This window comes from Georgenia sp. 311 (genome assembly GCF_006151955.1).
GTDB classification, from domain to species: Bacteria; Actinomycetota; Actinomycetes; order Actinomycetales; family Actinomycetaceae; genus Oceanitalea; species Oceanitalea wutianyii.
On record NZ_VDFS01000060.1, the window covers coordinates 71,561 to 85,427 of the forward strand.

A 13,867-nucleotide genomic window follows, 5' to 3' on the forward strand; every position below is an offset into this window, starting at 1 on the left:
AAGGGCGACGAGGAGCGCCTCCTGGACATTGGCCACGGGGTGCACCCGCATGCCCTCGACCGCCTTGAGCTGGTCGGCGCCGTGCCTGGGGACGAGCGCGGTGGTGAAGCCGAGCCGGGCGGCCTCGCTGAGCCGCCGCTGGACCCCGACGGTGGCCCGCACATCACCGGTGAGGCCGACCTCGCCGATGGCGACGACGCCGCGGACCAGCGGCCGGTCCGCGGCGGCGCTCGCGACGGACAGCGCCACCGCGAGGTCGACGGCCGGCTCGACGGCGCGCGCGCCGCCGACGGTGGACACGTAGACGTCCCGGCCGCCGAGGTCGAGGCCGAGGCGGGCCTGGAGCACGGCGAGGGTCATCGAGGTCCGGGATCCGTCGACTCCCGAGGTGGTGCGGCGCGGGTTGCTCAGCGAGCTCGCGGCGACGAGCGCCTGGATCTCCGTCGGCATCGGCCGGCGGCCCTCGAGGCTCACCGAGGCGCACGTCCCCGGGACGGGGGTGGTGCGGTCCTCGGAGAGGAAGAGTCCCGAGGGGTCGGCCAGGCCGGTGATGCCCGTGTCCGACAGGTCGAAGCAGCCGACCTCGTCGGTGGGGCCGTACCGGTTCTTCGTCGCGCGCAGGAGACGCAGCCGGGAGTGGCGGTCCCCGTCGAACTGGCAGACGACGTCGACGAGGTGCTCGAGCACGCGGGGACCGGCGAGGGAGCCGTCCTTGGTCACGTGCCCGACGAGGATGACCGGCACGTGGCGCTTCTTCGCCGCGCCGATGAGGGCCGCGGCCACCTCGCGCACCTGGCTCACGCCGCCGGCCGCGCCGTCGACCGCCGCCGAGGCGATGGTCTGGACGGAGTCGACGACGACGAGCGAGGGGTCGGCGGCCTCGATGTGGCCCAGGACGGTGGCGAGGTCGTTCTCCGCGGTGAGCAGCAGGCGCGGGGCCATGGCGCCGATGCGCTCGGCGCGCAGCCGCACCTGGCTCGCCGACTCCTCCCCGGTGACGTAGAGGACCGAGCCCGGTCCCGACTGCGCGGCGCGGGCGGCGACGTCGAGCAGCAGGGTCGACTTGCCGGCTCCCGGCTCCCCGGCGAGGAGGACGACGGCGCCGGGGACGATCCCGCCGCCGAGCACGCGGTCGAGCTCCCCGACCCCGGAGGGCCGGGCGCGCGCGGTCTCGACGTCGACGTCGCCGATGGGCTGGGCGGCGACGGCGGGGCGGGCCGGGGCCGGGGCGCGGGTGGGGGCGCCGCCCGCCTCGCCCACCGTGCCCCAGGCCTGGCACTCCCCGCAGCGCCCGACCCACTTGGCCGTGCTCCAGCCGCACTCGGTGCAGCGGTAGGCGGGGCGCTGCTGGGTCCTGGTGCTCATGCCACGACGGTACCGACGGGGTCCGACAATCAGCCCTCGACGGCGTCGATGCGCAGCGCGAGCGTGTGCGACTCGCCGGGGGCGAGCTCGACGAGGTCGGTGCCGGAGTTGAAGGCGTCGGGCGGGCAGGTCATCGGCTCGACGGCCACGCCGCGCCGCTCGACCCGCTCGCCGCTGTAGACCTGCACCCACGGGGCGTCGGCGTGCAGGCGCACCCGCAGGGACTCGTCCGCGAGGGAGACCGCCCACCCGCCGTCGGGCAGGCCGGTGAAGGCGTGGTCGACCTGCGTCGTGCCCATCGGCGCCGTCCCCGGCAGGTCGAGCCCGACGTCGCCCGCCGGTGAGGTCGCGACCGGGCGCAGCCGCTCGTCGACGGTGAGGACCGTGGTCGCCGGCACGTGGAGGGTGCACTCGTCGACGGGACGCAGGTCGCACGTGAGGTAGGGGTGGGTCGAGGAGCCGTAGGGCGCGGTCCGGGTGCCGATGTTCCGCGAGGTGATCCGGACGTCGAGCCCGCCCTCGGGGGAGAGGCGGTAGGTGACGCTGCTGTGGAGGTGGAACGGGTAGCCGTAGCGGGGGGCGAGCTCGAGCTCGAGGACGACGTGCTCGGCCGAGCGCTCCACGACCTGCCACACGCTCCAGCACGCCAGGCCGTGCAGCGCCGCGCCCGTGGCGCGCTCGTTGACCGGGACCTCGTGGCGCTCGCCGTCGTACTCGTAGGTGCCGTCGGCGATGCGGTTGGGCCACGGCACGAGCGTCTTGCCGAGGTACCCGAGCGGGAGCTCCTCCGGCTCGTGCGGCACGACGACGTGGCGGCCCCGCCACGTCAGGGACGCGAGGCCGGCTCCGGTGGGCACGACGGTCGCGGCGTAGTCACCGGCGGTGAGCTCGACGGCGGGGGCAGGGACGGGCACGGTACTCCTCGGGTCAGCGGGGCCCGCCCGAGGACTCGCGCACGACGAGCTCGGGGCGGGAGAGGATCTCGGCGGGGTCCTCGCCGTCGATGACGGCGAGGAGCACCTCGATGGCCTGGCGTCCGACCTCGTCGAACGGCTGGCGCACGGTGGTGAGCGGCGGGTGGTAGTAGTCGCTGCCGGCGACGTCGTCGTAGCCGACGACGGCAACGTCCTCGGGGATGCGCACGCCCGCCTCGTGGAGCGCACGAATGACGCCGAGGGCGAGCAGGTCGTTCGCCGCGAAGACGGCCGTGGGGAGCGTCGGGCGGCGCAGGACCTCCTGCATCGCCTCGTAGCCCTGACTGGCGTCCCAGCCGCCGGGGACGACCTCGGGGACGGGGAGGCCGGCCTCCTGCAGCGCGGCGCGCCAGCCGGCGACGCGGGCACGGGCGTCGAACCAGTTCTCCGGGCCGGCGACGTGGACGATGTCGCGGTGCCCGAGGTCGATGAGGTGGCGGGTGGCGTCGTGCGCGCCGCGCTCGTGGTCGACGGCGACGAGGTGGAACGGCTGCTCGACCGCGAGACCCGCGGCGATGATGACGATGGGCAGGGAGCCGGCGAGCCCGAGGGTCGCCTCGGCGATGTCGGTGGTCGGGGCCACGACGACGACGCCCTCGACCGCGAGGCTGAGGAAGAAGTCGAGCGTCTCGTGCGGGTTGGCGGCGGTGTCCTCGGCGCTCGCGGAGATCGTCGCGTAGCCGGCCTGCCGGGCGGCCTCCTGGATCGCCATCGTCGTGTGGCTGGGGCCGAGGCGGCGGATCGAGGGGTTGATGACGCCGATCATCCGCGTGCGGCTCGTCGCCAGCGCGCGGGCGGAGAGGTTGCGGCGGTAGCCGAGCTCCTTGATCGCCGCGCGGACCCGCTCCTGGGTCTCGGGGCGGACGAGCTCGGGGGTGTTGAGGACGCGGGAGACGGTCTGGTGGGAGACACCCGCGCGCGCAGCGACGTCCGACATCACCGGCGGTCGCCTGACCTGAGTGCTCACCGTCTCGCCCACCTGATCCTCCTGTACGTCGGTTCTGTCTGCGCGCGGACCCGGCCCGTGGGGGAGGACTGCGCGGACGCCCGGAGCGCGCAACGGGCCTGCCGCGCCGAAGCGCCCGGGAGGGGCGCCCTCACGCTCGGCTGCGGCGCCTCCCGGGCGGTGCCCGTGCTGCTCAATGTACTCCTGCCGCCCCGCCGGCCCGGCGCGGATCCGCGCGGCCGCGGAGGGCGTGCGGGAGTGCCCGCAGGCGACGTCACAACCTGGTCACGATCGAGAGGGCGGACTTGACGCACATCACGATGTTAGCGTTAACTCCGGATCACAGAGTCGTGTTCGGCCTCGCCGCGAGAACGTCGGGTGTCGACAGTGCAAAGGAGCATCGCAATGAGCTTGAAGAGGTCTCGGCACATCCTCGCGGCGTCGACCGCGATGGTTGCAGCACTCGCACTGGGGGCGTGCGGCAACGGGGACGGGAGCGACGGCTCGACCGACGCGGGGGACGGCGGCACCGCCGACGGCGACCTCGTCACCGTCGGCTTCGTCGCGGTCGGGCCGGAGGGCGCCTGGCGCCAGGCGAACGAGCAGAACATCCAGGACACCTTCACCGAGGAGGCCGGCTACGAGCTGAAGTTCGCGCCCGCGGCCAACCTCGACCAGGCCTCCCAGATCTCCGCCTTCACCTCCTTCGTCGACGAGGGCGTGGACGTCATCCTCCTGTCGGCGACCGAGGGCTCCGGCTGGGAGGACTCCCTGCGCCGGGCGCAGGAGGCCGAGATCCCGGTCATCCTCATCGACCGTGGCATCGAGCCGGACGACACGAGCCTCTACGTCAGCCGCATCGCCCCGGACAACATGGAGGTCTCCTCCGCCGTCGCCGAGTGGGCCGTCTCCGAGTTCCCCGACGGCGGGCGCTACTTCGTCCTCGAGGGCCCGGCCGGCGTCTCCGTCGTCAACGAGCGCAACGAGGGCTGGGACGCCGTCATGGATGACCAGCCCCAGTTCGAGCGCGTGGGCGCCCAGACCGCCAACTGGTCCACCGAGGAGGCACGCAGCGTCTTCGAGACCGTCCTGAGCTCCGAGGGCAACGACATCGACATCGTCTTCGCCCAGAACGACGAGATGGGTCTCGGGGCGGCCCTGGCCGCAGAGGCTGCCGGTCTCCAGCCCGGCGTCGACGTGCAGATCGCGACCATCGACGGCACGCAGAACGCCCTCGAGGCGCTCGCCGAGGGACGCCTGAGCTTCGTCGCCGAGTACAACCCGCTGTTCGGCGAGACGGCCATGGAGGTCGTCGAGAAGGTCCTCGCCGGCGAGGAGGTGGAGTCCTACATCATCGTCCCGAGCGAGACGTTCGACTCCCCGGAGGCCGCCCAGGAGGCGCTGCCCAATCGCCAGTTCTGACCCGCGCGCCGCGGTGCGGGGGACGGGTCCGTCCCCTGCACCGCGGCTGCCCGTCCCTCCGAACCCCCTAGCGCGATGGAAAGCCGATGTCTGAACGTGCACCGATCGTCGAGATGAGAGACATCTCGATCGAGTTCCCCGGGGTGAAGGCGCTCGACGCCGTCGACTTCCGGCTGTTCCCCGGCGAGATCCACTCGCTCATGGGGGAGAACGGCGCCGGCAAGTCGACCCTCATCAAGGCCCTCACCGGCGTCTACCGGATCGACTCCGGGTCGATCACCGTGGCCGGTGAGCCCCAGCACTTCTCCGGCACGTCCGACGCCGAGAAGGCCGGCATCGCGACCGTGTACCAGGAGATCAACCTCTGCACGAACCTCACCATCGGTGAGAACGTCATGCTCGGCCACGAGGTCCGGGGCCGGTTCGGCGTCAACTGGAAGGCGACCAACAAGGTCGCGCTCGAGCAGCTCGCCCGGCTCGGCCTCGAAGGGCTCGACCCGACCAAGCCGCTCGCCAGCCTCTCCCTCGCCGTCCAGCAGCTCATCGCGATCGCCCGGGCCATGGTCATCGAGCCGCGGGTGCTCGTCCTGGACGAGCCGACCTCCAGCCTCGACGCCAAGGAGGTCGAGAGCCTCTTCGTCATCCTGCGCCGACTGCGCGACGAGGGCGTGGCCATCCTCTTCGTCTCCCACTTCCTCGAGCAGGTCTACGCGATCAGCGACCGGCTCACCGTGCTGCGCAACGGGCAGTTCGAGGGGGAGTACCCGGCGGACCTTCCCCGCTCCGTCCTCATCTCCAAGATGATCGGCAAGGAGCTCGAGGCGTTCCGCTCGATCGACATGACCGCCCAGGCGAGCAGCGCCCAGCGGCACGAGGCGACGATCCTCGACGCCGAGGGGCTGGGTCGCAAGGGCTCGATCATGCCGACGGACATCAGCCTGCAGCGCGGGGCGGTCGTCGGACTGGCCGGCCTCCTCGGCTCGGGCCGCACCGAGCTCGCCCGGCTGCTCTACGGCGCCGACAAGGCCGACACCGGGACCATCACGCTGCGCGGGAAGAGGACGACGCTCGGCTCCCCGGTCGCCGCGCTCGATCAGCGGATCGCCTTCTCCACGGAGAACCGACGCGACGAGGGCATCATCGGCGACCTCACCGTCCGCGAGAACCTCGTGCTCGCCGTCCAGGCGAAGCGTGGCTGGATGCGTCCGCTGCCCCGCAAGGAGCAGGACCGGATCGTCGCCGAGTACATCGAGGAGCTGGGCGTGCGGCCCGCCGACCCCGAGCGCCTCATCAAGAACCTCTCCGGCGGCAACCAGCAGAAGGTGCTCCTCGGGCGCTGGCTGGCCACCGAGCCGGAGATCCTCATCCTCGACGAGCCCACCCGCGGCATCGACATCGGGGCCAAGGCGGACATCCAGGAGACGGTCCTCAAGCTCGCCGACGAGGGCGTCGCCGTCCTGTTCATCTCCTCCGAGCTCGACGAGGTGGTGCGCATCTGCGAGCGCATCCTCGTGCTCAAGGACCGGGAGAAGATCGCCGAGATCGAGAACGGTCCCGACGTCACCTCCCAGACCATCGTGGGGATCATCGCCGACCACGGCGCCGTAGTGGAAGAGGTGGCGTCGTGAACGTCCGTGACCTGGCCCGCAGGGCGCTCGCGGCCCGCTACATCTGGGCGGTCGTCGCGATCCTCATCCTCCTCGCCGTCAACCTCGTGCGGGACCCGGGCTACCTCGCCGTCGCGGTCAACCCGGTGACGGAGAACCTCTCGGGCAACCTGCTCGACATCCTGCGCAACGCCGCGCCGATCCTCATGATCGCCGTCGGCATGTGCCTGGTGATCTCCACCAGCGGCATCGACCTGTCCGTCGGCTCCGTCATGGCGGTGTCCGGTGCGGTGTCCATGGAGCTGCTCAGCTCGGCGGACGGCGCGCCCTCCGCCGCCCTCACCGCGATCCTCCTCGCCCTGCTCGTGAGCACGGTGATCGGGGTGGTCAACGGGCTGCTCGTCGCGGTCGTCGGGCTGCAACCCTTCATCACGACGCTCGTCATGATGCTCGCCGGCCGAGGCATCGCCAAGGTCATCACCTCGGGCCAGAACACGACGGCGCGCAACGAGACGTTCCGCTGGATCGCCAACGGGCACGTCCTCGGCTTCCCCGTCGTCATCCTCCTCGCCCTCGCGGTCGTCCTCGTCGTCGGGCTCGTCGTCCGGCGCACCGCGCTCGGCCTCATGATCGAGTCCATCGGCATCAACGCCAGGGCCAGCCGCATGGTCGGCATCAAGCCGCGCGGCCTGCTCATCACGGTCTACTCCGTGAGCGGCCTGCTCGCCGGGATCGCCGGCCTGTTCACGGTGTCCACGGTGATGACCGTCGACGTGTCCCAGACGGGCTCGGCGATGGAGATGGACGCCATCCTCGCCGTCGTCATCGGCGGCACGGCGCTCGCCGGCGGCAAGTTCTCCCTCACCGGCGCGGTGGCCGGCGCGTTCCTCATCGCGACCCTGAACAAGACGGTCGTGTTCCTCGGGGTGCCGTCCTCGGCGACCCCCGCGTTCAAGGCGGTCGTCATCATCGTCATCTGCCTGATCCAGTCCGAGCGAGTGCGCGGGTACGTCTCCTCACGCCGTCGCGTGCCCGCGACCCGCGCGAAGGAAGGGGTGGCCTGAGATGCGAAGCGACCACACCGCCGCCGTGGCCGAGACCGTCGAGCACCAGGACGCCCAGCGCCGTCGCTGGGGCGCGCTCCGCGCCCGGCTCCTCCAGGTCAACCCCTCGGCCATGCCCACGGCCGCGGCGATCGTCCTGTTCGTCGCCATGCTCGTCTTCGGCGAGGTGTCCTACGGGGGCATCTTCCAGTCCAACACGCTGTCCAACCTCCTCATCAACAACGCGCACCTCATCATCATCGCCGTGGGGATGACGTTCGTGATCCTCACCGGCGGGATCGACCTGTCCGTCGGCGCGGTCATCGCGTTCTCCAGCGTCGCCGGCGTCATGCTCGCCAACGCCGGGTGGAACCCCTGGCTGGTCATGGTCGTCATGGTCGCCATCGGGCTGCTCTTCGGCCTCGTCGCCGGCACCCTCATCGAGTTCTTCAACGTCCAGCCGTTCATCGCCACGCTCGCGACGATGTTCCTCGGACGGGGCCTGGCCTCGATGCTCAGCACGACCCCGGAGCGGCTGGCCGACGACTCCCCGATCCGCCTCCTCTCCCGGCGGATCACCCTCGTCGACGGCCCCGGGGTCAACGACCTGGAGCTGACGGCCGGCGGGATCATCGCCGTCGTCGTGCTCCTCGGCGGCTTCTTCGTCCTCCACCGCACCCGGCGCGGGCGCACCACCTACGCGATCGGCGGCTCGGAGAACGCCGCCTCCCTCATGGGACTGCCGGTGCGCTCCACCAAGCTCATGGTCTACATGGTCAGCGGTGGCCTGGCCGGGGTGGCCGCGGTCGTCTACACCTCCCGCCTGGGCATCGCCCAGAACATCACCGGCACCGGGTGGGAGCTCGACGCGATCGCCGCGGTCGTCATCGGCGGGACGCTCCTCACCGGAGGTGCCGGCTACGTGCTCGGCTCGGCCGTCGGGGCGCTCGTCCTGGGCCTGATGAACGTGCTGATCGTGCGCGACGGCGGGATCAACCCCGAGATGACGACGGTGATCACCGGCGCCATCCTCCTCGTCTTCGTCCTCCTCCAGCGCGGCGTCACCATGAGGCGGTCCGACCTGTAGCGACCGCCGATCGTCCATCGTCACCGTCGGGGTGGGGCGCCGGGGCCGACGGGGTCCGCCGGCGCACTTCAGCAGGAGGACAGCGGTATGAGACTGAGTGACCAGAGCGAGGCGACCCGCGCGGCCGTCGAGCGCACACGGCAGCGGGTGAGCGACCTGCACGCAGAGCTGCCGCGCAACGGGCTCGTCGTGTGGACGGCGGGGAACGTGTCCGAGCGGGTGCCCGGCGCGGACCTCTTCGTCATCAAGCCCTCCGGGGTGTCCTACGACGAGCTCTCGCCCGACGTCATGGTCGTGTGCACGCTCGACGGGGAGAAGGTGCCCGACGACGGCACCCCGGCAAGGCTCGTGCCCTCCTCCGACACCGCGGCGCACGCCTACGTCTACCGGCACCGGCCGGACGTCGGCGGCGTCGTGCACACCCACTCCACCTACGCCACGGCGTGGGCGGCGCGCGGGGAGGAGATCCCCTGCGTGCTCACGATGATGGCCGACGAGTTCGGCGGGCCGGTGCCGGTCGGGCCGTTCGCGATCATCGGGGACGACTCCATCGGCCGGGGGATCGTCGAGACGCTCGCGGGCAGCCGGTCACCGGCCGTCCTCATGCGCAACCACGGGCCGTTCACCGTCGGCAAGGACGCCCGCGCCGCCGTCAAGGCCGCCGTCATGGTCGAGGAGGTGGCGCGCGCCGTCCACGTCGCGCGCCAGCTGGGCGAGCCGCTCCCGATCGACCAGCGGTACATCGACTCGCTCTACGACCGCTACCAGAACGTCTACGGACAGGGCGTCGCGCCCGGAAACGAAGGATCACGATGAACAACCCGTTCGAGACGCGCGAGATCTGGTTCCTCACCGGCAGCCAGGACCTCTACGGCGAGGACGTGCTCGTCCAGGTCGCCGAGCAGTCCAGGGCGATCGTGGACGCGCTCGACGGTGCCGCCGACATCCCGGTCAGGATCGTGTGGAAGCCGGTGCTCAAGGAGCGGGAGGGGATCCGGAGGGTCGCGCTCGAGGCGAACGCCGACGACGCGTGCGTCGGCGTCATCACGTGGATGCACACCTTCTCCCCGGCCAAGGCCTGGATCCTGGGCCTGGACGCGCTGCGCAAGCCGCTGCTCCACCTCCACACCCAGGCCAACGTCGCGCTGCCGTGGGCCGAGCTCGACATGGACTTCATGAACCTCAACCAGGCGGCGCACGGCGACCGGGAGTTCGCCTACATCGCCACCCGGCTCGGCGTGCCGCGCAAGACGGTCGTCGGCCACGCCACCGACCCGGTCGTCCACGGCAAGGTCGCCACCTGGGCGCGCGCCGCCACCGGGTGGGCCGAGGCGCACCGGCTCAAGGTGGCCCGGTTCGGGGACAACATGCGCGACGTCGCCGTCACCGAGGGGGACAAGACCGAGGCCGAGCACCGGCTCGGGGTCTCGACCAACACGTGGGGCGTGAACGAGCTCGTCGAGCGGGTCGGCGCCGCGAGCGAGACGGACGTCGACGCGCTCGTCGCGGAGTACGACGCCACCTACGACGTGGCGCCCGAGCTCGGGCCCGACGGCGCCCGCCGCGAGTCGCTGCGGTACGGGGCGCGCATCGAGCTCGGCCTGCGCTCCTTCCTCGAGGAGGGCGGGTTCGGGGCGTTCACGACGAACTTCCAGGACCTCGGCGGGCTGCGCCAGCTCCCGGGCCTCGCCGTCCAGCGGCTCATGGCCGAGGGGTACGGGTTCGGCGCCGAGGGGGACTGGAAGACCGCGGTCCTCGTCCGGCTCGCCAAGGTCATGGGCCACGGCCTGCCCGGCGGTGCCTCGCTCATGGAGGACTACACCTACGAGCTCACGCCCGGCAAGGAGAAGATCCTCGGGGCGCACATGCTCGAGATCTGCCCCTCGCTCACGACGGCGCGCCCGCGGCTGGAGATCCACCCGCTGGGCATCGGCGACCGGGAGGACCCGGTGCGCCTCGTGTTCGACACCGACCGTGGCCCCGGGCTCGTCGTCGCCATGTCGGACATGCGCGACCGCTTCCGTCTCACCGCCAACGTCGTCGAGGTCGTCGGCCCGGACGCCGAGCTGCCCAACCTCCCGGTCGCCCGTGCGGTGTGGCAGCCCGAGCCGTCCTTCGCGACGTCCGCCGAGTGCTGGCTCGTCGCGGGAGCCGCCCACCACACGGTGATGACGACCCAGCTGGGGGTCGAGGTCTTCGAGGACCTCGCGGACATCGCCCGCATGGAGCTCGCCGTCATCGACTCCTCCACCGACACCCGCACGTTCGCGCGCGAGCTGCGGTGGAACCAGGCCTACTACCGGCTCGCCGAGGGCTTCTGACCGACCGGACGCCGCGGGGCGGACTCTTGTCCGCCCCGCGGTGTTCACGCTAACATCACCACTGGGGCGTCCAACGGAGGACGCCCGACAGGCGCACCGACCGGCTCGCGGCGAAGCGGACCGGCACCGCCGTCACGAGAGAGCGAGGCGTCCTCCTCATGTCGCACCCCACCCTCGGCCGCACGCTGCGCCGGGCCGCCGCGGTCGCCGCCGCCGGCCTGGTCGCACTCGCCGGTCTGCCCGCCGCCGACGTCGCGGCCGCCGACGTGCCCGCCCCCGTCATCCACTACACCTTCGACGACGCGGGCGGCTCCACGGTCACCGACGAGAGCGGCAACGGCCACCACGGCACGGTCCGGCGCGAGGGTGCGCAGCTGCGCGACGGCCTGCTCGCCCTGCCCGGCGGCAGTGCGAGCTCGGCGCCCTACGTCGAGGTCCCCACGGCCGCCCTCGTCGGGCGCAAGGACCTCACGATCTCGACGTGGCTCGCCCCCCGCTCCGGGCCCTCGAACGTCGCCGCCGCCTTCATCGGCGCCCCGGTCGCCTCCGGAGCCACGCACTCCGCGGGCTACTGGCTGCTCAACCCGAGCAACCCGAGCGGCTACGTGAAGTCGGTGGTCACGAACTCTGTCGCCCCCAGCGCCCCGTGGGGCACGGAGGTCGGCCCGGGCGCGACCAACGCCGCGACCAGCGGCGCGCGCACCCCCGCGGGCGGCGCCCTGTACACCAGCGTCGTCGACGGGACCCGCGGCACCCTCACGGTCTACGTCAACGGCGCCCCGATCCGCGAGGTGAGCATCGCCCGGGACGTCGCGTCCTTCGGGGAGCAGCTCGTCGCCTACATCGGGCGCTCCACCTACGACGACCCCGGCTGGGACGGGGACGTCCTGGACTACGCGGTCTACGACACCGCCCTGGACGCCGGCCAGGTCGGCGAGCTCTTCGCTCGCGAGGCGCTGGACCTGGCGGTCGGCGCCGTCGAGGTCCCCACCACCGCGACCGCGAGCTTCCCGCTGCCCGGGGCGAGCTACGGCGCCCGGCTCTCCTGGGCCTCGGACCACCCCGCGATCACGGTCGACGGCGCCACGGCGACGGTCACCCGTCCGGCACCCGGCGCGGGGGACGCCACCGTCACCCTCACCGCGACGTTCACCGTCGGGGAGAGCACGCGCACCGAGAGCTACTCCGTCCTCGTCCCCCAGGACCTCACGGACGAGGAGAAGGCCGCCACCGACCTCGCCGCGATCACCGTCCCCGGGGCCGCCAACGTCCGCACCAACCTCTCGGTGCCCACCTCGGGAGACCTCGGCTCGAGCATCGGCTGGACCGTCCGCGAGGGCGAGGAGCACGTCTCCTTCAGGGACGGTGTGTCCGCCGGCTCCCGGACCGTCGTCGTCCAGCGTCCCGCCGCGGGCGCCGAGGCGGTCGAGGTCGTCCTCACCGCGACCGCGCGGAGCGGTGACGTGACCCGCAGCCGGGACCTCACCCTCACCCTCCAGCCCATGCCCGGCGGGTCCGCCGGTACCGAGGCCTACGTCTGGGCGTTCTTCACCGGCGAGGGCGCCGGCGCCGAGCGGGTGAGCCTGGCCGCCTCACGGGGCAACGACGCGCTCGCGTGGAACACCCTCAACGACGGTGAGCCGCTGTTCACCTCCGAGCTCGGCACCGGCGGGCTGCGCGACCCGTTCATCATCCGGTCGCCGGAGGGGGACCGGTTCTTCATGATCGCCACCGACCTCAAGATCGACGGGCTGCCCGGAGGTTTCCGCACCGCCCAGATCAGCGGGTCGCTGCACATGGAGGTGTGGGAGTCCGACGACCTGGTCACCTGGTCCGACCAGCGCCACGTCCAGGTCTCCACCGAGTACGCCGGCAACACGTGGGCGCCGGAGGCGTTCTGGAGCGAGGAGCTCGACACCTACGTCGTCTTCTGGGCGTCGAACCTCTACGACACCACCGACCCCGCCGACCGCACCGACGTCACCTACAACCGGATGATGTACGCGACGACGGACGACTTCGTCACCTTCTCCGAGCCCCAGGTGTGGGTCGACGTCCGACGCGGAGCGGGCCGCGGCATGATCGACTCGACGGTCGCCCTCGTCGACGGCACCTACCACCGCTTCACCAAGGACGAGGCGGACATGACGATCCGCCACGAGGTCTCCACCGACCTCCTCGCCACCGTCAGCGGCTCACTGCCCGGACGGACCGGCCCGGCCGAGGAGTGGACGCTCGTCCAGGAGCGTGTCGCCACCGGGCTGCCCAACGGCGAGACCGGTCGCACCTTCACCAGCGGCGAGGGCGCGAGCGTCTTCCCCGCGAACGAGGGCGACGTCAACGGCCTGGACTGGTTCCTGTTCATCGACCAGCCGAGCTACCACGGCGGACCGAACCACTACATCCCGTTCGGCACCGACGACCTCGGCGCCGGTGCCTGGCAGCCGCTGGGCCACCTGCTGCGGGAGAACCTCCCGCAGAACTCCGACGGCGGCAAGCCCCGTCACGGCACCGTCATCCCGGTGACCCGGGCGGAGTACCAGCGGGTCCTGGAGGCCTACGCCCCGGACATCGCCGTCGCCTCGGTCGGGGCCATCGACGTCACCACCCCGGTGGGGACGGCACCCGAGCTCGGGCAGGCCGCGCTCACCATGGCCGACGGCTCGACCCGGACGGTCGACGTCGCGTGGGCGCCCGTCGACCCTGCCGACTACGCCGCCCCGGGCACCTTCACCGTGCGCGGCGTGGCCCAGGACGACTCACGCATGCCGGTGGAGGCGACTGTCACGGTCCTCGCCGCCCCCGCCCCCGCCGTCACGGTGGAGGCGGGCACGAGGTGCGTCGTCGGGCGGGTCGTGGAGACGGCCCGGGTGGCCAACCCCTCCACCGAGCCGGTGGAGGTCGGGGTCTCCTCGGCCTTCGGCACCCGGACGGTGACGGTCGGTCCGGACCGGACGGTGTCCCTCACCTTCAGCACGCGACAGCAGGCGGTGCCGGCCGGCGTGGTGTCGGTGAGCACGGCCGACGGCGGGACCGTGGGCGCGGCGTACGCCGCGCGCTCGTGCCCCTGACCGCATGACGGTGCGGGGCCTCCCGGCCCCG

The 13,867-nt window shown here is 72.3% G+C and carries 10 protein-coding genes; 7 read left to right on the forward strand and 3 right to left on the reverse strand.

Features of this window, described 5'->3' with window-relative positions; translation table 11 throughout:
* The 3 genes from radA to FHE66_RS13040 form a co-directional block, all read right to left on the reverse strand.
* Window positions 1–1,365: DNA repair protein RadA (radA, locus tag FHE66_RS15635; protein WP_176554778.1), on the reverse strand; the 1,365-nt coding region annotated here is incomplete at its 3' end.
* 29 nt (window positions 1,366–1,394) lie between these two features.
* Entirely contained in the window at window positions 1,395–2,279 is an 885-nt protein-coding gene (locus tag FHE66_RS13035) for an aldose-1-epimerase (protein ID WP_139073399.1), read from the reverse strand.
* A 13-nt stretch (window positions 2,280–2,292) separates the two neighbouring features.
* Entirely contained in the window at window positions 2,293–3,306 is a 1,014-nt protein-coding gene (locus tag FHE66_RS13040) for a LacI family DNA-binding transcriptional regulator (RefSeq protein ID WP_255303742.1), read from the reverse strand.
* Window positions 3,307–3,690: 384 nt separating this feature from the next.
* On the opposite strand from FHE66_RS13040, the gene FHE66_RS13045 reads away from it, so the two are divergent.
* The 7 genes from FHE66_RS13045 to FHE66_RS13075 all read left to right on the forward strand — a co-directional run bounded on the left by FHE66_RS13045 (window position 3,691) and on the right by FHE66_RS13075 (window position 13,836).
* Window positions 3,691–4,707 carry a substrate-binding domain-containing protein gene (locus FHE66_RS13045; protein ID WP_139073400.1) on the forward strand — a complete coding sequence of 339 codons (1,017 nt, stop codon included), beginning with the start codon at window positions 3,691–3,693 and terminating at the stop codon, window positions 4,705–4,707.
* Window positions 4,708–4,793: 86 nt separating this feature from the next.
* On the forward strand, window positions 4,794–6,335 hold the full coding sequence (locus FHE66_RS13050; RefSeq protein WP_139073401.1) for a sugar ABC transporter ATP-binding protein: 1,542 nt from the start codon (window positions 4,794–4,796) through the stop codon (window positions 6,333–6,335).
* Window positions 6,332–7,378 carry an ABC transporter permease gene (locus FHE66_RS13055; RefSeq protein ID WP_139073402.1) on the forward strand — a complete coding sequence of 349 codons (1,047 nt, stop codon included), beginning with the start codon at window positions 6,332–6,334 and terminating at the stop codon, window positions 7,376–7,378. The genes FHE66_RS13050 and FHE66_RS13055 overlap by 4 nt, the downstream gene beginning before the upstream one ends.
* Before the next feature lies 1 nt (window position 7,379).
* Entirely contained in the window at window positions 7,380–8,444 is a 1,065-nt protein-coding gene (locus FHE66_RS13060; protein ID WP_139073403.1) for a sugar ABC transporter permease, read from the forward strand.
* A gap of 87 nt (window positions 8,445–8,531) precedes the next feature.
* A complete protein-coding gene (locus FHE66_RS13065) occupies window positions 8,532–9,260 on the forward strand; it encodes an L-ribulose-5-phosphate 4-epimerase (protein WP_139073404.1) in 729 nt (242 codons plus the stop codon).
* Window positions 9,257–10,765 (forward strand): L-arabinose isomerase, encoded by a 1,509-nt coding sequence (gene araA, locus FHE66_RS13070; protein WP_139073405.1) that lies wholly within the window; start codon window positions 9,257–9,259, stop codon window positions 10,763–10,765. The genes FHE66_RS13065 and araA overlap by 4 nt, the downstream gene beginning before the upstream one ends.
* A gap of 158 nt (window positions 10,766–10,923) precedes the next feature.
* The gene (locus tag FHE66_RS13075; RefSeq protein WP_139073406.1) at window positions 10,924–13,836 is read left to right on the forward strand and encodes an immunoglobulin-like domain-containing protein; all 2,913 of its coding nucleotides are present in this window, start codon (window positions 10,924–10,926) and stop codon (window positions 13,834–13,836) included.
* The last annotated feature ends 31 nt before the right edge of the window (window positions 13,837–13,867 follow it).